Here is a 21,669-nt window from a genome sequence, read left to right as displayed (position 1 = left end):
AGTGGTATGCTTTTATTTAAAAAATATATCATTTAATATACTTATGAAAAAAGATATTCATCCGGAATATAGGCCAGTTGTTTTTTTGGATACTTCTAGTGGTGCCAAGTTTATGACTCGCTCTACAATAGCTACTTCAGAAACGATTGAGTGGGAGGATAAAAAAACATATCCTTTATTTAAAGTGGAAGTGAGTTATGTTTCCCATCCTTTTTATACAGGTAAGAAAATTTTTGTAGATACAGCAGGTAGGATTGAGCGTTTCAATCAAAAGTATAAAAAGAAAAACGCCGCTATTAAAGTAGATCAGTAATCATAAAAACAGTTCGCTCAAAGACTTCCGTTTTACTGAAAGCGCCAAATCCCTTTGACTGCTTTTTTATCAAGCAAAAAGTAGCATATAAATTCTTTTTGAAATGCAATTTGCAGAGATACCTGAGCACTATGCTTTTAAAAGCACTTTAATAAGAATGGCTGTTACAGGTAAGGTTGCCCATGCTCAGCTTTTTATAGCGCCTCCTGGCTCTGCAAATCTTGCTTTAGCATTAGCTTTTGCTACCTATTTAAATTGTAGTTCCCGTCAGGAATCTGATGCTTGTGGCAGTTGTTTTTCTTGTGCTAGCATGGTGCAATTGACCCATCCAGATCTGCAACTCGTTTTTCCTAAAAAAGCAAGTAGTGCTGCTTTGGAAGCCCAATCAGATACAACCTATTTAGAAAAATTCCGTAACTGTCTTAGGGAAAATCCTTTTTTGACCCTAGAGGATTGGGCTGCCGTTATGCATGATCAGGGCAAGCAGTGCCAAATTAGCAGAAAAGATGCCAGTAAAATTATCCAACAACTTAGTTTAAAAGCTTTTATTGGGCCTTATAAAATAGTCTGCATATGGCTGCCAGAGTATCTTCATCATACAGCGGCTAATGCCCTATTGAAAACCTTAGAGGAACCACCTGTAGCTACTGTTTTTTTATTGGTTGGTTCCAATGTGGACCGCATACTATCTACTATTAGGTCCCGGAGTCAACAGCATACCATTCCTCCTTGTTCAGAAATAGCTATTCAGCAGCTCTTACGAAATAAATATAGAGACTTAGACCCGGATCGTTATAAAGAGGTCGCATTTTTAGCGGAAGGCAATTTGTCTAAAGCTTTTGAATTGCTGGAGCAGGGTGTTCAGGACAATTTTGAACGTTTTTGCCATTGGATGCGTAGTTGTTATAGTGGTGATTTGATTAAATTGGTTGCGCAATCTGAGGCATTTTACAAACTATCTATTGATGCACAAAAAAATTTCCTTACGTATGCACTACAGCTGATTAGGATTACTTTATTGGGCAAGTTGGATTACCCGTTTCTGCAAATACATTTGGCCGCCGAGGAAACCTTTAGCAAAAAATTTGGCCTTAGTGTTACCATTGACCAACTAAAAGCGCTGATCGCACAATTGATGCAGGCTTATTATTGCTTAGAACGAAATGCCAATGCAAAAATGGTTTATACCCATCTCTCCATTCAAATAGTAAATATTTTTGGATCTGTTTAGAATCAGTAGTACACTATCTATCTCACATTGGGGCGTTCGCACAATGGCGTCAACTTAAGGAAAACCTATTCTAGTACAGAGGCAAATGGATCATTCGTATACTCCATCGCCCATGGCCACCGATAAAAAATTTGGCACGGAGTAAAAGAATGAAATGAACTATTGTGCAGCGGATCAGAAAAACAGCTTGTTCGAGCCCGCTGCACGGGCGAGTTCTGTTTTTCCCGCTGCACAATAGTTCGTCAGTACACTACAAGCTTACTGAAGCGCCAATTTTTTTTATCGGCGGCCATTAGCGCTTTAACTTGACGCAGTGGAAACAACCTGCCCATTAAAATGATGCTTTATTGAATAGTCAATAAAATATACCCCTTAAGTTGATGCCATTGGCTGCAAAACCATTCTTTATTTTTTTGGATTTGTAATATACAATAGTTAAATTTTCTTTTCTTCATTAAGAAGCAAAGCTGCAAGTTAATGTACTACGCTTAATAAATGATAGAATTGGCAAACTACAAGGGCCTTGTGAATTTTTATATTAGAACTGGCAATGAATGTGTAGTTCTACAAGACCAAACAAATGAATGAATAGCACTTCTGAATCGTGATATAGATTTACAAGATAAGGGTGGTTGTTCAAACCAACATCTCCGTTGGATCGAAAGCCGATGCCGCTTAAAGCGGTATCACATTGGGTAAAATAAACCAGCCGCAAGTACGAATCCTCCAGGGATGACGGTGACACATGGAATCGCAAAGGCTACGCGCAGGGCGAGCGTAAAAGCCATATGCTCAAATTTTATTCCCTCATAGAATTGATTTAAATCTTTTATAAGCCCCTGCGGTATTTCCTTTTTACAGTAGGGGCAAAGGTGCATATATATGTAAGAAGGCCTGGGCCACCACTTGATTGTTCCTTTAGATTTCATATGAATAAGTGATCGTGTTAGACAAGAACCATGCAGATAATGGCCACATGCAGGCATTTGGATAGTAGTGGGTGCAGCCTCTTTTTTAGCGCAAACCACGCAAGTTAAATCTTTTTTACCTGATAAGACAGCATCAGACCTATTGTACTTCTGGTTAAAAAATAATGGCAGCTTTGCATCAGCTTGTGCTAATGCTTGGCTACAAGTAGGAGAATGTAAAGCTAAATTCACTTTTTTTAGTTGACCGATCACAACCTCTCGGACATATTCTTGGGTATTTTTATCCGTTGGGGCCAGCAATGGATTGCCTCCATAGTCTATCAATAGTTTAATAATTTCTTTTCGATTTTCAATATTTTTAATCCGCTTGGTCACGGCTAAAGGGGCCTGCTGCTTACGGTTTAAGCCATTAGAATTTGCACCAGTTTTCAGGAACAATTCGATCAGTGCTGTCTGATTTTGATTTGGTCCATTTTTTATTACTTCTGTAAGCAATGTTTCTCCGTATCTATTGTAGCTATTTAAATCTGGCTTGTATTGCATTAATCGCTTCATAAATGTGATATAAGACGGCTCAGGGTTGGTAGCTTTTTCATAGGAAGGCGGTGGTTCAGCATTGCTAACTCCTTCGTAGGAAGGCAATGCATCAGGATTGGTGGCCTTTTCATAGGAAGGTGGTGGATCAGCATTGGTAACTTCTTTGTAAGCGCTTACTGAATCCTTAGCTACCATTAGGGTAATGGGTTGTGCCTGTTGGTCCTTGCTTTGTAATAACGTTTTCTTACGTGCATATTCCAGTATTAATGAGATGCCTCCCTCACTATTTTTTACAATGGCTATCTTCACAGATCCGGGTTCTTCTTTATGTGGCGCCTTAGCATCTATATCTTTGCCCCTTGCTACTAAGAAATCCATAGCAGCTGCCTCACCCTGTAATGCTTTTTCAAATGCACACCAAAATTTATCAGGATCATTATAATCTCTTGAAACCAATTTATCACTTGTATCATATGGCGTCGTATTAGCCAATCTACCCTTCCTTAGACCGGCGTTTCCCTTTAGACCTTTATTGCAATCAGTCAATGCTGCTGTACAAAAATAAAAGCAACCCAACATAGCTATGATTTGTTTGGTAAGCAACATAATACTACGCGTCTGTTGCTTTGTTATTTTATGTATCATCAAAATAGTAGTTTGCCGATTTATATTTCAAGGGGGCTTAAACTAGATGATTTAATGCATAGCTCCCTAAACCGTCCAATTTAATTTAAACACTGTTTATAGAAATTACAATAGTAAAATGAGGTAGAGAAAAAAACAATAAGCCGTTTGTATACCGCGCTATCTTAAACCAGATAAAAAAGTGACTTAAAAATTCCTTTTCTACCGCTGATTTGAACAGATACAGTTTCAATTTAAGAAAGTATAGCTTATAGGTGATATAAAAAGGTAGCTGCGAAATAGCAGCATTGGGTATTGATTTGATATGAGCAGGTTGGTCGTTTACACATTAAAACGAAAAAGCATTACATCACCATCTTGCACGATGTATTCTTTGCCTTCTATACGTAGTTTACCTGCCTCACGGCAGCCATTTTCACTTTTATAGGTTTTATAGTCCTCAAAAGCAATCACCTCTGCCTTAATAAATCCGCGTTGAAAGTCTGTATGGATCACGCCTGCGGCTTGAGGTGCTTTTGTACCATTTTGAATGGTCCATGCGCGTACCTCTTGTGGCCCTACGGTAAAATAAGTAATCAGCTTAAGGAGGGCATAAGCTGATTGAATCAGCTTATCCAGTGCAGATTCCATAAGCTTATATTCTTTTAAGAAAAAATCCTTTTCATCACTATTTAACCCATTTAGCTGCATTTCTAATGCAGTAGAACCAATGATTAGTTTGCTATTTTCTTGCGCAACAGCCTCTTGTAGAGCAGCTAAGTGGGGATTTTTTTTACCAAGTATCGTGGCCTCATCTACATTAGCAAAGTAAATAACGGGCTTTGAGGTTAATAGTTGCCAATCGTCTATAAATGGTTGGTCTGCTGCTTCTACCTGGATGGCCCGTGCATCACGGCCCTGTTTTAATTCTTGTAAAAAGAGGTTTAAAAGTGCACAGGCATGTTGTTGGGCCTTAGGTCCATGTTTGGCAAGTTTCTCTATTTTATCCAACCTTTTGGTTAAAGTATCAATGTCTTTACACCGCAGCTCATGGTCAATAATTTGTTTGTCAAAAATAGGATCTACACTGCCCGCTACATGTAATACATCTTCATCTTCAAAACACCTAATCACATGTACAATTGCATCAACTTCTCGAATATGGCTAAGGAATTTATTGCCCAACCCTTCCCCTTGATGGGCATCCTTAACCAATCCAGCTATATCTACAAACTCAATAACAGCAGGGATTATATTTTTCGAATGTGCCCATGCGGCAAGTAGTTCCATACGTGGATCTGGCACAGCTACTACACCTATATTGGGTTCTATAGTACAAAAAGGGAAATTGGCAGAAGCAGCATTGCCATTGGATAAGCCATTAAACAACATAGATTTGCCTACATTAGGCAAACCAACAAGGCCACATTTTAAAGCCATGGATCAAATATATAAAATGAAAAAATTGGATGTGGTGTCCCTAAATAGACCCGGTCTAGATCTGGGTAGTTTATTTGTTCGGATGCTCCTCTGCAGGGCGATCAAATTGATCAAATGCATAGTCAGCCATTAGGGTCGTTTTAAGGTGATCAACCACCTCATTAAGCGCACGAATGAATTTATTCACATCTTCTTTATATAGAAAAATTTTATGTTTTTCGTAAGTCATACCATCTGTTTCTGTTCTTTTCTTACTTTCTGTGATGGTCAGGTAGTAATCCTTGCCTCTGGTTGACTTTATATCGAAGAAATAAACTCTTTTTCCTGCATTTACTCTTTTGGAATAAATCTCATCTAATCCTGTATGTAATTCCACTGTATCATTATTTTTTAATATTATTCCGGTAGCTCCTTTACTCCCCATGTAAAAACAGCTTTTTGGCTAGTAATGTTTCTTTTGTTTCTGGGTGATCTAGGTCTAATACACAACAATCTACTGGGCAAACCGCTGCGCATTGTGGTTCCTCATGAAAGCCTACACATTCAGTACATTTATCTGTAACAATATAAAAGGTATCATCCACGTAAGGCGCTTGTGGCACTGTTGCATCCAATACGGCTCCTTTTACTTCTACGGTTTTCAACTGCGTACCTTCAGCCCATTGCCAATTTGTTCCGCCCTCATATATTGCAGTATTAGGGCATTCAACTGCGCATGCGCCACAATTGATGCATGCGTCTGTTATCCGTAAGGCCATATCTTCTTAAGATTATATTTATCTGCTAGCTAAATTAATAGAAATAAAAGATTACAGCAAATCCTTCTATAAATTTTGAGTGGTAATATTTTAAAGATCTAACCCAATTTTTAAAATTTCTAATTCAATGATACCAGAGGGGGTATCCACTTGCGCAATGTCTGATACTTTTTTACCTAATAATCCTTTGCCCATAGGTGACTCAACCGATATCTTACCCTGCTTTAGATCAGCTTCCCCTTGTGAGACAAGCATAAAAACAGATTCTGTGCCTGTTTTTTTATTCCTAACCCGTGTTTTAGAGAGAATAGAAACCCGAGACAAGTCGATTTCATTTTCCTGCAGTACTCTAGCGTTGGCCACTAAAGTTTCTAAGGCAGCAATCTTTGCTTCTAACAAGCCTTGTGCATCTCTAGCCGCATCATATTCTGCATTTTCACTTAAATCTCCCTTTTTATGTGCTTCTGCTAGATCATTGGCTACGCGAATGCGACCTTCGCTTTTTAACCAGCTGAGTTCTTTTTTCATGCGCTCTAGCCCTTCTTCTGTGTAATAGGTCATTTACGTTCTATGTTTTATAGTGTTAATTATTTTTTACAATGCTTATGCTCGATTGCTCTAAAAATTTTTCCCGCTATGGCTAGCTATGTAATAAACGAATGCTAGACTTGCTTAGTTGTTTAAAGAAGTATGGATACAAGTAGGAGTAAGAAGGCAATAAATAGCATGCTAAACTTATACCCGGCAAGTATGGGTATGACTACAACGCCCCCATGCATACCTATAGAGAGCAGCGCAAGAAGCACTGCTAAAAATCTTGCAATTGCTTTCATGTTACCTTTCATATTAATTGTATTGACAAAAATTATGCTTTCAGGCTTTACCTAAGCTTTTTATTTTGTTGGATGCAAATCCAACCCAGAAAATAAGGATATTTTTAGTTGTTTGCCATTAGTAGTGCCATGGAGTTGGCTTTCTTTAAAACTAAAGCAAAGTTATCTGTGTTGGCGTAGCCAATCCACTAATATATAAAAAATAGACTAGAATAATAGATGTCTTGCCATTGGCTATAAATAAGGTAGACGCTAGCAGTGAAAGAGAAAGGCGGGGTAGATCCAATAGGTGGGGAGTAAAACTATCAAAATATTTCTTAAATTGAAGAATTCACATTAGCGTTTTAGCGTTTTCAAAATTACCAATGTGGAATGTCAAAAAATGATTATGTTAATAGAAGAAGTAGCAGTAGTAGATAAAAATCCTGTGGTAGAGCAGGGAGTAGGTACAATAGAGCAGCTAAAAACGAAAGACATGATTCTCCAGTGCATCAATGAAATCTCTTTAATTGGCTCGCTTGTCTCTGGTTTTGATCCTGTTAATGTAGAAGGCAATTACCAATCTAAATCCTCTTCAAGAATATCCATTTATTTCGGAAAGGTCAGTAGAAAATGGAAGTTTAAATGCCATCAGACGGATCAAGAAGGAGATGTATTTGCCCTTTGGGGATATTGCTATGGATTACATTACCCCACTCAGTTAAATGATATCCTAGAACATATTAATCGAAAAATCGCATTGGGTCTGTAAGCAAAATCATCATACATTTTCATGGTTGGTATTCAAGGAATTTCTTTTAAGGATAAAAAAGTACTCATACGGGTTGATTTTAATGTGCCCATAACGGATCAGGATATCATTACCGATGACCGACGCATTCGAAATAGTTTACCAACCATTCAAAAAGTAATAGCAGATGGTGGCATAGCTATTTTGCTTTCTCATTTTGGAAGGCCTAAAAATGGCTATGAAGCACGTTATTCATTGAGCAGGCTCTTGCCTACATTAACTACTTTATTGCAGCACCCGGTTGCCTTTGCACCCGATTGCATAGGAACAGCGGTGCAAGAACAGATAGATCAATTAGCACCAGGTAGCATCTTATTACTGGAGAATGTTCGTTTTTACGCAGCAGAAACATTAGAAGATAACAACTTTGCGCAAGCATTGGCTGCATTAGCAGATGTCTATATTAATGAAGCTTTTGGCACCATTCATAGAAATCATGTTTCTACGTGTTTGCTACCTGCTTTCTTTAAAGAACGGTATGCGGGCTATTTATTGCAACAAGAAATAGCTGCTATGGATAAGCTTTTTTCAAAAGCGCAATCTCCCGTTATAGCCATTATGGGCGGGAATAAACTGGTAGATAAGGCAAAGCCTATTGAAGGTTTAATGCGTTATGTAGACCATATATTGATTGGTGGAGGGCTTATACTACCTTTCTACCATGCAAAAGCAAAACAGGCTAGAGACTGTGCTGATAGCGATGCATCAGCAGAAGCAATGGCCAGTAAGCTGCTTGATCTGTTGATGCGCAATAGCCACGCTCAATTGTGGTTGCCAACGGATGTCCTAACTGTCTTTGAAATGCATGAGCAGTGTGCCGTTTCCACCGTATCTCTTACGGATTGTTTATGTGGCTCCTATGTGGTAGATATTGGGCCAGTTACACAGGCACACTTTGCTGCATTGATTGGAGAAGCTAAGACCATATTATGGGCTGGGCCTATGGGGATATTTGAATGGAGTCAATGTGCTGGTGGTACATTGGCTATTGCCCAAGCCATTGCAAAGGCCACTGAGCGGGGTGCCTACAGTATAGTAGGGGGGGGGGATAGCGCTGCTGCCATTACACAACTAGGATATGAAAATGAGGTTTCCTATATTTCCACCGGAGGCGGGGCTTTGCTCGCCTATATTGCAGCAGATAGAAAACTGCCCAGTTTAGAGGTACTGAAGCGGTAGTTGCAAAAACAAAATGTTATTATATGTTTAATAAAAAAATTCTACTATCTGTAGTTTGTATTGGGGTATATATCCATTCTACATATCCTATGTATGGCAATAGTAAGCAAGCAGCAGCGCCACTTGATCAGGTTACCATACCTAAATCGGTGCCTCTAGACAAGCATATATCGCCTTTAGAGGTGCACCAAGCAGCTGCTAAGCGGGATGTCGCCCATATTCGTTCTTTAATTGCTGCTGGTAAAAATGTACAGGTATTAGACAAAAATAAAATTAGTGCATTACATATTGCCGCTGCCAGAGGTAATTTGCCTTGTGTACAAGAACTTATTAATGCAGGAGCTCAGGTAGATATAGTAGATTATCTAGGAAGATCCCCTCTTTATTTTGCTGCTCAAAATGGCCACCTAGCCATTATTAAGGAGCTGATTGCAGTTGGCGCCAATGTTCGGTGTGCTGATTCCCAAGGTAGAACATCCCTCCATGTCGCTGCAGCATCTGGTCAAGCTGCATGCATGAACTATTTGATTCAAAGAGGGCTCAATGTAAATGGATTTGATAAAGATGGTTTCGCGCCTTTACACTATGCTGCTTTATCAGGTTCATTTTTATCTGTTCAAGCTTTAATAAAAGCAGGTGCAAAGGTGCAGGTATTTACCCATCAGCATAAGTTAACTCCTCTGCATGTTGCTGCACAAGGTGGCAATGTGGCGTCTATACAATTATTAATCAATAACGAGGCTAAGGTAAATGTTATTACGCCTAATGGTATTTCCCCTCTTTATTTAGCCGCTCAATATGGAAAACTGGGCGTTTTAAAGGCACTGTTAGATCATAAAGCAGATGTCCATGCCGTAGAAGGCCTCAATACACCTTTACATGCTGCAGCTTTAGGGGGCCATTTGGATTGTTTAAAGCTATTGTTACAGGCAGGTATAAATCCATCTGTTCGCAATAAAGAACAAAATACGCCTTTACATGTAGCAGCCATGTATGGTAGAGCCGATTGTTTAAAAGCGTTGATAAGCACCCATGAAACATATGTACACCTAATAGGTGAAAAGCAGCGCACACCTTTACACTGGGCTGCTCGATCAGGTCATAGTAGTTGTGTGGCGCAGCTTATTGAAGCAGGGGCAGCTATAAATGTACAAGATTTTCATAATAAAACCCCTCTTCACCTAGCTGCTTTCTATGGACATGATGTTTGCCTAGATAAATTACTAAAAGCTGGTGCAAACCCCCATGCAACAACCCATATAGGATTTACACCATTGCATATGGCTACTAACAGTTCCAATATAAAATGCTTGAAAGTACTTTTAGAAGCTGGTGCTAAGCTTTCTATTGTCGATAGGTTTAAAAATACCCCCCTTCATTTATCTGTTGCATGTAAAAATATAGAGGCTAGTTTAGAACTTATACAAGCTGGTGCACTAGTAAATATAGCGAATCAGTGGGGTGTAATCCCCCTACATATAGCTGGAAAAACAGGGGATTTGGTTGCGTTGCAAGCACTGATCAAAGCAAAATCTAAAGTAAATGCTCCAAAAAAATCAGGTGCTACGGCTATGCATGTAGTGGCCAAAAGAGGGTACTTAGCCTGTTTAAAAGAATTGATACAAGCAGGTGGAAGGGTTAGGGTCTACAATCGGGCTAAAGAAACTCCTCTTTATTTAGCAGCTGCTAATGGCCATTTGGATTGTGTAGAGGCATTGATTGAAGCTGATCAGAATGAGCATGCTATAACTAAAAAACTCAAAAGCAAAGTTGAAGGTCAACCCCTCTTGGATAAGGTTGTTAAAAGCAAACCTAAACTAGATATGGCCAATCAATTTAATGAGACTCCGTTATATGCTGCAGTCAAACATGGACATGCCGATTGTGTTTTATTGCTTATACGGTATGGTGCAAAGGTCAATATTAAAAAAAAGAATGAAGAAACGCTTTTGCACACTGCTGCTCAAAATGGCTGTGAGGTCTCTGTAAGGGCTATGCTAGGTGCAAAAGCAAAAATTAATGTATTAGACCAGTATAAGAATACTCCTTTGCACCTTGCTGCTCAAAATGGTCATATTAAAGTGGTGCAAGAACTCATAAGAGCAGGTGCTTTATCAAAGAAAAATAAATTTAATAAAACACCTGCTTATTTGGCGTTACAGAATGGATATATAAAATGTTATCAATTGTTAAATGCTTATTTCGAGCATCAAGAAAAATAATATTTTTTATACCCATTTAGCTGTATGGCTGCTTTGTCTTAAAACAGGCCAAAACCTATCCTTGGACAAAGCTGATACCATTGTCTAAACGCACTACTTCTAGCAAGCTGTAAATTGACGTAAAAAAGCAAGATGATTTTCAGAAAACAACCGTAGGTCATCAATTTGATAGAGGAGCATCGCTATCCGTTCTATGCCCATTCCAAAAGCAAAACCACTGTATTGTTCAGGATCGATATGACAATTGGTTAAAACATTGGGATCAATCATACCTGCACCCAATATTTCCACCCAACCTGAGTACTTACAAACCGTACAGCCTTTTCCTTGACACAACCTACAGTTTATATCTACCTCTGCACTTAGCTCTGTAAAGGGGAAATAAGAGGCCCTAAAACGCAGTTTGGTCTCTTGGCCAAACATTGATTCCACAAAATGATAAATCGTACCTTTTAGGTCACTAAAAGTGACATCTGTGTGAATATAGAACCCATCCACTTGGTGAAAAAAACAATGCGACCGTGTAGAGATTGCCTCATTTCTAAAGACACGCCCTACCGCAATAGATCGAATAGGGGGGCTTTGGGCAGCACAGGTTGAAATCTGTACAGAAGTGGTATGCGTGCGCAACAACTGATCTGGATCACGCTGCAGAAAGAATGTATCCTGCATATCACGTGCAGGATGGTTTTCAGGGAAGTTTAATGCAGTAAAGTTATGCCAGTCTCCTACAATTTCTGGTCCCTCTGCAAGGTTAAAACCAATGCGCTGAAATATGGAAATAATCTTGTTTTGCACAATGGTCAAGGGATGTAGGCTACCCATAGGGGTACCAAAAGCTGGAAGGGTCACATCTACTGGTGGCTGTGTAGATGGTTTTGTTGCTGCTTCTAGTGCGCTTGCTGCGCTTTTAAACTTCTTTTCTGCTTGGCTTTTTAAACCATTTAACGCTGGACCGATTGCTTTTTTTGCTTCAGTAGGGAGTTGCTTGAAGGCCTCAAATAGGCACGCAATACTACCTTTTTTGCTGATAAAATCGCGCCGAAAGCTTTCTAAGGTTGATTTGTCCTGAATAATGGCACTTTCAATTTTTTCCCGGAGTTGGGCAATGTGATCTATCATAATCTATAAATTACCATCTATATTGTAGGCCACCTGTAAAGTTGATTTTTTTATCAGGATAACCGGTGTAAGAAATATGTTTTCGATTTAGCAGGTTATCAACCATTAAAAATACTGTAAATCTTTTAGAGATAAAATAATCGATGTCTAAAGAGAGATTTATAATCCTTTCGCGTTCAGTAGTAGCACCCGTTATATCTTTTACAATGGTTGGACCATATAGATGCAGATTACCTTTTAGTAAAACTTTTGAATGGGGGCTATAGGCAAGCATTTGCTTTAATTTGTATACAGGTTTATGGTACCACCAGATAGGGCGTGATCCATTGTCGAAATATCGGTAATAGCTTCCTTGTATGGTTGTACTGAATGTGGTATCAGGTATACTATAGTTGACTAATCCAGTGGATTTTAATACATAATCGTCGCCTGGATTATACGCCAGCTTAACCTGATCTTCCGAAACAGAGACGATTTTAGGTTGATGCTTAAGCTGTCGATAGGCTACACGTAGGTGATAAGAGAGATGGGGTGAAAGGATACCTTTACTGCCACCATATAGACTGAAGTATTGATGATAATAAGATAGCTCCCAATTAGAAGCTATAAAAGGATTTTTGGCTACTACATCATGTAGATGCAGTGGTACTACGCTACCACCTACCCCCATGCCTTTTATGCCCACATAAGGGGTCAGCCAAGGTGTGAGCACACAGCCTATTTTGGCCATAGGGTAAAGGTCAAAATTAGGTATTTTGCCAGGAATCGGATCATTATGATAAGCCATTCGTAGGCCAGTCTTCAGCTGCATCGACTTAAACAAACGTAAATAACAGCTAGGGGCAACGGAAAAAATAAAACGTGTTTGTTGGTTTGTATCGTTTGTATACCCAGCTATATCATTGTAGCTAGCTACTTTTAAAGACCAGTTATCGAGTTGCTTAACCCACTTATATTGCAATGTCAATAGCTGTTCGTTTATTTTTTTATTCTGATACTTAAGCAGGTTTAAACTTACTTGCCCATCTTGAGTGGAAGATGCACTGGCTTGTTGCAGCAACAAACTAATCTTACCCTGATGTATGCCACAGGCATGGGTTGTTGCATCATTATAGTTGTACCAACTATGTTGATAATGTAAATTGGGCTGCAGGCGCCATAACCCTACTCCATACCTGCCCTGTAGAAAAAGCGAGGTTTCCCTTGATTTTTTGTTCCATAACTCTGGAACAAAAGCTAGGTTGGCTAACCAAATGGTTTTTCCAAAGGGGCAGTTGTCTAATGAGACCTCTAGATAAGGCAATAGCAATGAACCGATACCTAACCTGCAATAGTGGTTAAATGAAAGATCAGGCTTTTCCTTTTCTAAACGAAAGGGAAGGTATATTTCAGCTTCAGGGTGAAATGACACGTCTTCTAGCATGAGCTCTTTTATGCTTGCTAAGGGCTTGTTGAGGCGTTTTGTAGTTCGAGCAGGGGCTTTAAAAAATAGTCTTTGTTCATGATTGACTTTATTCTTTTTTTGCTTTTCAATTACAAATTCCGCATCCTTTATTGCTCCTGATTTAGGTTCTGCATGGCATAGCGCCATAGGTATCCAAAAAAATGAAGTGGTAAGTAGCCAAGTGTATTTCATTTTACTGGTTTTTAAAGCAAATATACCCAATCAATACCTTATTGATCAAGATGCACCATGTGGCGCTTACTAATCTGGCAATAGTACAAGGTGATCGTTTTTTATGCCATTAAATTTATGAATCTGTTTCCAGGTATAGCAATATAACATATATACGGATACAGTAGGAACATATTTATCTTCTGGTAATTTGCTATCAGTCAGCATAATATAAAAAATTCCTTATATGCCTTATATAAATATAACCTTTTTCCTTATTAAGGATAATACAAGGCTTACAGTTTTCTAAAAATTCATGCCATATTGAAAATTAAAGCATTTTATACATAGAGAAGTAAAATTAAATATTTCTTGCAAGCTTGAGTAGAATATTTACGTGTAAATAATAATGTCATGAGCCAGTATGTTCTATATTTTTTGAAAACCTTGCGTGATAAGCAAGGAATGGGAGTGATATTTTTATCTGACATTAGATAAGTCTATTACACAACATGATGAAGGGTTAAATGCAGCACCTATATACTTTTCAGCCCTTCTTGGTTTGGCTGATCTACTTGAAGTGTGCTTAAAACATGTTTCAGATGTAAAAGAATTGCTTAAGCTATATACCAATAAAGTACATATGGTTATAAAGAAGCATCATTACTACATGCCATAGTTAATTTTAATTATTTCGATATGAAGCCTATATATGCACCAAAAGATGCAGATCCTCGCATAAATAGAGATAAAGATAATTGCCATGAATGCATAGGCTTAACCTATTCTGCCCATTGCGCAGAACTTCTTCATGCGTTCTTGGAGTAGGGTATCAATAGATTTATGAGATAACTTTTCTAAATGGTTGAGAATACTTTCTTTAATAAGTACCGCTGCGGCTGGTAAGTCTCTATGTGCGCCCCCCATGGGTTCTTGAATAATGCCGTCTATTAGGCCAAAATTAGACATGTCTTTGGCAGTTATTTGCAACATTTCGGCTGCCTGTTCTTTATAATCCCAACTTTTCCAGAGGATAGAAGAACAAGATTCAGGTGTAATAACAGAATACCAAGTATGTTCCAACATCAGTACATAGTCTCCTATGGCAATGCCTAAAGCACCGCCTGATGCGCCCTCTCCAATCACAATAGATATAATAGGAACACGTAACCCAAACATAGCTTGAATATTGCTGGCAATTGCTTCTGCTTGGCCGCGTTCTTCTGCTTCGAGCCCTGGGTAGGCACCTGGTGTATCTATAAAGGTTACAATCGGCTTGTTAAATTTTTCTGCTAAACGCATTAAACGAAGTGCTTTGCGATATCCCTCTGGGTTCGCCATGCCAAAGTTGCGCATTTGTCGTTCCTTAGTCGTCCTCCCTTTTTGATGACCAATACACATGATGGTTTGCCCATTTATTGTACCAAACCCACCCACCATGGCTTTATCATCCCCTGCAAAACGGTCTCCATGCAATTCAATAAAATTTTCTGTAATCTGTTCGATGTAGTCAAGTGTATAGGGCCTATCTGGGTGGCGGGCCAGCTGAACCCGCTGCCATCTGGTTAGATTTTGAAAGGTGCGCTCTTGTAATGCCTTTATGTCACTTGCTAATTTGGCAATCGAGGCCATAAGCGCTGGTGCATTTTGTGCTTTAGCAGCTTCTTGCATCTTAGCAAGCTTTTCTTCAAGCTTAACAATTGGTTTTTCAAAATCTAATAGCATACAATAGGGTTTTTTAAGTTCTATGGAAGGGTCTGTTGCTTTTCAGTAAAAAGTAAAAAAATCTTTTCGTACAAGGCAGATACCAGCCATATAGGCCAGCTGCTTTTGCTAAGATTTATGCTGTTGCATCAACAAATCTAGTGTTTTTTTAGGATAACCTAGCGTATGGAGGGGTTTTTTCACTAAATTGCAACTTAATAGTGTTTTACATGATAGGCTTAACTACCTCTGCATAGATGAAAAAGTACACAACGCAAGTGCAGCTGAATTTGCTAGACATTGCAAAAGAAATTGATCTTTTCTGGGAAAAACAAAAAACATTTGCATGTTCTATGCAACAGCGTGAAGGCAGTACACCTTTTGTTTTTTTTGAAGGACCTCCTTCAGCCAATGGTGCACCGGGTGTGCATCATATTTTAGCCATGACGGTTAAAGATCTTTTTACGAGGTATAAGACCATGCAGGGGTATTATGTACGCCGTAAAAGCGGTTGGGATACCCATGGTTTGCCGGTGGAGCTTCAAGTGGAAAAGAAACTAGGTATTACCAAAGAGGATATTGGCAAAACCATTAGCATCATCGACTACAATCAGGCATGTCGTGCAACAGTTATGGCCTATAAAAGCGCGTGGGAAGCGCTCAATAGGCAGCTGGGCTACTGGAAAGATAACGAAAATCCCTATATCACCTATGAACGCGATTATATTGAGTCTGTTTGGTATTTGCTCAAGGCACTTTATAATAAAGAACTGATCTATAAAGGTTATGCGATACAGCCTTATTCACCTACTGCTGGCACAGGACTAAGTTCCCACGAGCTCAACCAGCCCGGTTGCTATAAGTTGGTCAAAGACCTTTCTGTCGTTGCACAATTTAAGCGGTTGGATAGACCAAATGAATATTTTCTCGCCTGGACGACTACCCCATGGACCCTTCCTGCCAATAGTGCACTGGCCGTAGGAGCTGCGATTCAGTATGTTAAAGTGGCTACTATTAATCCCTATAGCCGTCTCCCTATCTATGTGATCTTAGCAGAAGATGCCATGAAGCGCTTTTTTACAGGTAAACAGGTTGGTGCTGATGGCGATCAGCCTGTTCATAGATCTGATGCTACTGCTTTGCCTTGGGAAGTTGTGGCCAGCTATAGAGGAGCAGATTTGGTAGGCTTGCGTTATGAACAACTTTTGCCTTATGTACAGCCTAAAGGGGATGCCTTTAAAATAATTGCAGCTGATTTTGTAACCACTACAGATGGTACCGGTATTGTCCATATTGCACCTACCTTTGGGGCGGATGATTACCGTGTGGCCCAAAAAGAAAATATTGCCCCTATTATGGTAACCAATGCGGCAGGCGAATCGGTTCCAATTGTAGATAAGCAAGGTCGTTTTGTATCAGAAATTACTGATTTTGCGGGACGTTATGTTAAAGCTGCCTATGAAATAGATGCTACTTTACCCTCTGTAGATCTACTACTGGTGGGTAAACTCAAGCAAGAAAATAAGGCCTTTAAGGTAGAAAAATATGAACACAGTTATCCACATTGCTGGCGGACCCATAAGCCCATTCTTTATTATCCATTAGATGCTTGGTTTGTTAAAACAACCACTTATAAGGAGTTGTTAATTGAATTAAATGATACCATTCAGTGGAAGCCTGCTGCTGTAGGGAAAGGGCGATTTGGCAATTGGCTAGAGAATCTAGTAGATTGGAATCTAAGCCGTGAACGCTATTGGGGCATTCCGCTTCCTATATGGCGTACTGCTGATCAAAAAGAAGAAAAATGCATCAGTTCTATAGCTGAGCTTATGTTTGAAGTAGAGCAAGCCGTATTGGCTGGCTATATGAAAGAGCAGATACCGGCAGATATCGATTTGCATCGCCCTTATGTAGATGACATCGTACTCGTCAGTAGTGATGGATTGCCTATGTATCGAGAAAGCGCTGTGATAGATGTTTGGTTTGATTCCGGTGCAATGCCCTGTGCACAATGGCACTATCCATTTGAAAATCAAGAAATATTTGAAAAAGGTTTTCCTGCTGATTTTATTGCAGAAGGGGTAGACCAAACCAGAGGATGGTTTTTTACTTTACATGTTATTTCCACATTACTCTTTGAGATACCGGCTTTTAAAAATGTAGTAGTCAATGGGCTTGTGTTGGATAAAAATGGCAATAAGATGTCTAAAAGCATTGGCAATACGCTTGATCCTACCGAGCTATTGGCCCAATATGGTCCAGATGCGATACGTTGGTATATGATGAGCAATGCCAATCCCTGGGATAATTTAAAGTTTGACCCAGCAGGTGTAGCGGAAGCAGCGCGTAAGTTTTTCGTTACCCTCCATAGTACCTATAACTTTTTTGCCCTTTATGCCAATTTAGATCAGTTCTATTTTAATAAAGATCTGCTGACCTATAGTGCTTTAAATGAGGCGGATAGGTGGATTATCTCCCGTTCTCATACACTTATTCAAGCTGTAACAGAAGCTTATGATGCCTATGAGCCCACAGTAGCAGCTAGAATGATACAAGATTTTGTAATAGATGATTTAAGCAACTGGTATGTACGGCTCAATAGAAAAAGGTTTTGGAAAAACAGCCAAGATAGCGACAAAGAAGCCGCGTACCAAACCCTCTATCATTGTCTGATAACCGTTGCCAAGCTCATGGCACCTATAGCTCCTTTTTATGCAGATTATCTTTACCAGGCATTGAATGGTGTTACTGAAAAAGAAAAGCATCACTCTGTACATCTATCAGATTTTCCAGTAGTAGCTACAGAAGCCTTAGATTCAACCTTAGAAACAGAGATGGGTCAGGTACAAAAAATTGTTTCTTTGGCACATGCTTTGCGCAAGAAACATAAAGTTAAGGTGCGTCAACCGTTGCCTAGCATCCGGATTGTAGGTCTCTTTGCTTCAGCTGGGTGGTCTCGTTTAGAAGCGCTGATTAAAACAGAAATTAACGTAAAGGCAATCCATTATTTAGATGATATCCATAATCTGAAAAAAGCCAAACCCAACTTTCCTCTTTTAGGCAAACGGTATGGCGCTAAAATGAAATCACTTGGTGCGGCTATTGTAGCTTTAACCCCAGCTGAAATTTATGCTTTAGAACGAGGCAATACCCATCTGTTGCACTTGGAGGGTGAAACCATCTCCTTGACCTTATCAGATATATTGATTGTTACAGAAGATATACCCGGCTGGTATGTAGCCACAGAGGGAGACCTCACCATTGCCCTAGATACTACCTTAGATGATGCCTTACGTGCAGAAGGGATGGCACGTGAATGGGTGCACCGCATTCAGCAGTTGCGTAAGACCCTGAACTTTGATATTCAAGATAAGATTATAATTGATATTCAAAACGATCATAAACTGATTCGTCAATCTATTGAGCGCTATATGGATTATATTTGTACTGAAATCCAAGCAGTACAACTGCAATTTGTACCTGAGTTAGAAGGATCCGAAATCGATATAGAAGGGGTAATGGTAGTGGTTCGACTCACCAAAGTGGAATAAGGCAATTGGTATACACGCTATAGGCTATGCCTTAGTAAGATGATGCTTCTATGCTAAAGAACTGTAAATTTTTTTGGAAAAATTTGCTTTTTTTTAAGTTAATTTCTAGATTAATAATTATAATAACAATCAAGAAAAGCAGAAGCACAAATAGATAAAGCGAAGCAGCTAGTTTGGTGGAATGAACTATTTTTCTGAATCAGGTATCAGCAAGTAGTTTTGTTCCTATTAGAAATTTCATAGATAAAGCAATTAACACCATGACTAAGATTCTAATAAAACCTAATAGATCTACTAAATTGCGTAACCTGTCGAGCCAGTTCGGCCTAATTTTATTTTTATTGATTATTTTACAATCGTTTCGTTTGTGTAATCCAAATACTAAGCTAGGCAAATCAATAATTCCTTCGTTTGAATCTCCTCAACGGTTACGTGAAGATATAGATGACAGTAGAAATATCGGTTCCATAAAGGATGGAACAACTTGGTTGCATGTTGCGGTACGTGATGCAGTAGAATCTGATAAGCTTGAGAAGCTAGGTATTGTTTTGAAGCGTATTAAGAACGATATAGACAAAGGAAAAGATGCCCAATATAGAAATCAGTTTCCAAACTCGGTTGATAAAACAGGATGGACACCACTTGGTGAAGCTATAAAGGGAGGTAAGGTGGACTTAGTTCGTTGTTTAATTGATACAGGTTTCATTGATAAGAATAAGGCTAGTAAGCAGTTGACTTCATTTTTACTAGCGCTCCAGAAGAGCCAAAGCAAAATAGCTAAATATTTGTTAGGTTGTAAGGAGATAGATATCTCTACTAGAGATCCAAAGAAAGGTGAAACGCCACTTCATGTAGCTGTTCGGCAGGGGTTTGGGGAATTAGTGAAAACCTTAGCAGAAAAATTGATTGATCAAGATAAAGCAGGTCTTCTGCTCATAGAAGATAAATCCGGTATGAAACCGTTGCATGTAGCTGCTTTATATAATAATGATTATGCGTTTCGTGTACTTTTTAAAAAAATTAGAGACCTTTCTCCTGAAAAAGTTTATAGCCTTCTAGTTAAGCAAGGTGATAAAGCACCTTCTCTATTTGCCCTAGCCTATTCAGAACCACCTGCTTCATGGGACACATTTTTGAACAAACTTTTAAAGTGCGTCTTCCCTGAAGAAGAAGACAAAATTGATGATAATGTTGAAATGTTTAAGTGTGTTTTAGATATTGTAAAAGATTATCTAAAATCGGAAGATTGGGGTAATATTTTAAATGAAATCCAAGAACTCGAAAGCGTAAAAAGACTCAAACCAGAATATGCTAAGAGCTTGGAGAACATAGTAGAAGGTGTAAGGTTTGGTTCAAGTAAGCCGAAAAAAAGTACAGATTCTCCTAAGAAAAAACAGCCTAATAAATCTGGTCATACTGATAAAGAGTTTGGCACACAGTATAAGTAACGTAAAACTTCCTTACTCCCAGGATCGTGCTTCTATAGCCTCTGCTATATCATCTGCCATTTTTATCGTTTTTATAATGGAAGGAATCAGTATGGCTATAAAATTTTTATCTATTCCTTTTGCTTTTTGAGCCGTTTTTACTTCCTTAAAGGTATCAATAATAAGTGGTATAAAGCGTATGGCTAGTGCAAAAGCGATGCTAACCTTAGCAGGCTTTAACCCAAGATAGGATAATGGTTTGAATAAAGAGGCTAATCCTTCAATGATATCTGATTGGGATGTCGTCCATAGGACCCATGTAGCGAATAGGATAATGTTGCAAAATCTAAGTGTAACCTTTATGCCATCTATCCAATTCCCCCAAAGGGTATGCACCGAAAAAATTACAACCAGTAGGTAAAAGGAAGACCGTATTGGCGCAAAAAATTGCTTAACCTGTTTTTGAAATGCGGTGGCCAATGGCCATTTTTGATTACAAATGGCTTTTGAAAGTGGCCTGTTGTAGGCAATATCCATCAAGCAACTTACAGCAAAGGTTATAGACAAATTGGCTAGGTAAAAGCGCCAATCATATAGTATAAATGAGAGGCTGCTGACTACTATAAGCAGCATGAACTTCCATTTAGGGGCTATCTTATAAAAGGGTTTACAGAATTTACAATGGGTCATATATCAGCTTTTGGTAGGCTTTTATAGCGGCGGAAGGGATATCATTTGCTACTAGGCTGCCTTGTTCAAAAAGCAGTACCCGATCAAAATGGGTCAGCAGGTCTAAGTCATGTGTAACCACTATAATGGTTTGGTTGAGCTTTTCCATCACTTGAAGTATTTTTCTTTTGTTTTTCAGGTCTAAAAAGGTGCTTGGCTCATCAAATACTATATAGGTAGGCTCCATAACGAGCACAGATAAAATCGCTAAAAGCTGTTTTTCACCTCCACTAAGCAGATGCGATTTTTTATATCTTAAATGCGTTACACCATAGGCCGCCAGTAGGCTATCAATCTTCTGATGAATCTCTGCTTTATTATAACCAATATTTTTAAGACCAAAGGCAATGTCTTCTTCTACTATTGGAAATATAATCTGATGATCAGGATTTTGAAAAATGAATCCTACTTTACGCCTAATGGCTTTGCCATTTTTACAAGTAGCTAAACCATCAATTTCGACTTTCCCTTCAGATGGAAGCTGTAGTCCGTTGATCAGCCTAGCAAATGTACTTTTGCCACTGCCGTTTGAACCTATAATACCAATTCGTTTTTCATCTAAGGTTAGATTAATATTTTTTAAAGCATAAAAGTCCTCAAAGGCAACGCTTACATTTTCTATTGTAATCATATCATAGTACTTGTTCAAACCATGGCGGGGGGAT

Annotated in this window: 17 protein-coding genes; 7 read left to right on the top strand and 10 right to left on the bottom strand. The window is 38.9% G+C overall.

Translation table 11 applies throughout. The features are described from left to right. The first annotated feature begins 43 nt into the window (after nucleotides 1-43). Nucleotides 44-313, top strand: coding sequence for a type B 50S ribosomal protein L31 (locus ACOALF_RS04595; protein ID WP_419241320.1), 270 nt, complete (start codon nucleotides 44-46; stop codon nucleotides 311-313). 103 nt (nucleotides 314-416) lie between these two features. Beyond that, nucleotides 417-1,544, top strand: a complete 1,128-nt coding sequence (locus ACOALF_RS04590) for an ATP-binding protein (RefSeq protein WP_419241319.1) — start codon at nucleotides 417-419, stop codon at nucleotides 1,542-1,544. A 686-nt stretch (nucleotides 1,545-2,230) separates the two neighbouring features. On the opposite strand, the gene ACOALF_RS04585 is transcribed toward ACOALF_RS04590, so the two are convergent. From ACOALF_RS04585 to greA, 5 genes are all read right to left on the bottom strand, one after another. After that, nucleotides 2,231-3,655 carry a hypothetical protein gene (locus ACOALF_RS04585; protein WP_419241318.1) on the bottom strand — a complete coding sequence of 475 codons (1,425 nt, stop codon included), beginning with the start codon at nucleotides 3,653-3,655 and terminating at the stop codon, nucleotides 2,231-2,233. 321 nt (nucleotides 3,656-3,976) lie between these two features. Beyond that, nucleotides 3,977-5,074 carry a redox-regulated ATPase YchF gene (ychF, locus tag ACOALF_RS04580; protein WP_419241317.1) on the bottom strand — a complete coding sequence of 366 codons (1,098 nt, stop codon included), beginning with the start codon at nucleotides 5,072-5,074 and terminating at the stop codon, nucleotides 3,977-3,979. A gap of 70 nt (nucleotides 5,075-5,144) precedes the next feature. Continuing rightward, nucleotides 5,145-5,498 (bottom strand): DUF3276 family protein, encoded by a 354-nt coding sequence (locus tag ACOALF_RS04575; RefSeq protein WP_419241316.1) that lies wholly within the window; start codon nucleotides 5,496-5,498, stop codon nucleotides 5,145-5,147. After that, nucleotides 5,488-5,832: a 4Fe-4S binding protein gene (locus ACOALF_RS04570; RefSeq protein WP_419241315.1), complete on the bottom strand. Its 345-nt coding sequence runs from the start codon at nucleotides 5,830-5,832 to the stop codon at nucleotides 5,488-5,490. The genes ACOALF_RS04575 and ACOALF_RS04570 overlap by 11 nt, the downstream gene beginning before the upstream one ends. Nucleotides 5,833-5,922: 90 nt before the next feature. Next, complete coding sequence (gene greA, locus ACOALF_RS04565; RefSeq protein ID WP_419241314.1) at nucleotides 5,923-6,393, bottom strand: transcription elongation factor GreA; 471 nt, start codon at nucleotides 6,391-6,393, stop codon at nucleotides 5,923-5,925. Nucleotides 6,394-7,047: 654 nt separating this feature from the next. On the opposite strand from greA, the gene ACOALF_RS04560 reads away from it, so the two are divergent. Genes ACOALF_RS04560 through ACOALF_RS04550 form a run of 3 tightly spaced genes read left to right on the top strand, consistent with a single transcriptional unit; the run spans nucleotide 7,048 to nucleotide 10,856 of the window. Continuing rightward, on the top strand, nucleotides 7,048-7,416 hold the full coding sequence (locus ACOALF_RS04560) for a hypothetical protein (protein ID WP_419241313.1): 369 nt from the start codon (nucleotides 7,048-7,050) through the stop codon (nucleotides 7,414-7,416). 21 nt (nucleotides 7,417-7,437) lie between these two features. Beyond that, nucleotides 7,438-8,634, top strand: coding sequence for a phosphoglycerate kinase (locus ACOALF_RS04555; protein WP_419241312.1), 1,197 nt, complete (start codon nucleotides 7,438-7,440; stop codon nucleotides 8,632-8,634). Between the two features lie 23 nt (nucleotides 8,635-8,657). Continuing rightward, nucleotides 8,658-10,856 (top strand): ankyrin repeat domain-containing protein, encoded by a 2,199-nt coding sequence (locus ACOALF_RS04550; protein WP_419241311.1) that lies wholly within the window; start codon nucleotides 8,658-8,660, stop codon nucleotides 10,854-10,856. A gap of 99 nt (nucleotides 10,857-10,955) precedes the next feature. Here the strand turns inward: ACOALF_RS04550 and pheS are convergent, their stop codons facing one another. From pheS to ACOALF_RS04535, 3 genes are all read right to left on the bottom strand, one after another. Then, nucleotides 10,956-11,978, bottom strand: a complete 1,023-nt coding sequence (gene pheS, locus ACOALF_RS04545) for a phenylalanine--tRNA ligase subunit alpha (protein WP_419241310.1) — start codon at nucleotides 11,976-11,978, stop codon at nucleotides 10,956-10,958. Nucleotides 11,979-11,988: 10 nt separating this feature from the next. After that, on the bottom strand, nucleotides 11,989-13,614 hold the full coding sequence (locus ACOALF_RS04540; protein WP_419241309.1) for a hypothetical protein: 1,626 nt from the start codon (nucleotides 13,612-13,614) through the stop codon (nucleotides 11,989-11,991). A 756-nt stretch (nucleotides 13,615-14,370) separates the two neighbouring features. Continuing rightward, a complete protein-coding gene (locus ACOALF_RS04535) occupies nucleotides 14,371-15,318 on the bottom strand; it encodes an acetyl-CoA carboxylase carboxyltransferase subunit alpha (RefSeq protein WP_419241308.1) in 948 nt (315 codons plus the stop codon). 236 nt (nucleotides 15,319-15,554) lie between these two features. Between ACOALF_RS04535 and ileS the strand changes: the two genes are divergently transcribed. Both ileS and ACOALF_RS04525 read left to right on the top strand, forming a co-directional pair. After that, nucleotides 15,555-18,848, top strand: coding sequence for an isoleucine--tRNA ligase (gene ileS, locus ACOALF_RS04530; protein WP_419241307.1), 3,294 nt, complete (start codon nucleotides 15,555-15,557; stop codon nucleotides 18,846-18,848). A 260-nt stretch (nucleotides 18,849-19,108) separates the two neighbouring features. Further along, nucleotides 19,109-20,296, top strand: coding sequence for an ankyrin repeat domain-containing protein (locus tag ACOALF_RS04525; RefSeq protein WP_419241306.1), 1,188 nt, complete (start codon nucleotides 19,109-19,111; stop codon nucleotides 20,294-20,296). A 12-nt stretch (nucleotides 20,297-20,308) separates the two neighbouring features. On the opposite strand, the gene ACOALF_RS04520 is transcribed toward ACOALF_RS04525, so the two are convergent. Beyond that, nucleotides 20,309-20,965, bottom strand: a complete 657-nt coding sequence (locus ACOALF_RS04520; protein ID WP_419241305.1) for an energy-coupling factor transporter transmembrane component T family protein — start codon at nucleotides 20,963-20,965, stop codon at nucleotides 20,309-20,311. Beyond that, the gene (locus tag ACOALF_RS04515; RefSeq protein ID WP_419241304.1) at nucleotides 20,952-21,653 is read right to left on the bottom strand and encodes an energy-coupling factor ABC transporter ATP-binding protein; all 702 of its coding nucleotides are present in this window, start codon (nucleotides 21,651-21,653) and stop codon (nucleotides 20,952-20,954) included. Before ACOALF_RS04515 ends, ACOALF_RS04520 begins: the two co-directional genes overlap by 14 nt. Nucleotides 21,654-21,669: the final 16 nt, after the last annotated feature.

Origin of the sequence: Cardinium endosymbiont of Nabis limbatus (assembly GCF_965196625.1) — a bacterium.
Lineage (GTDB): Bacteria > Bacteroidota > Bacteroidia > Cytophagales > Amoebophilaceae > Cardinium.
Note: the sequence above shows the minus strand (reverse complement) of the source record. Positions and strands in the feature narration are given on the sequence as shown.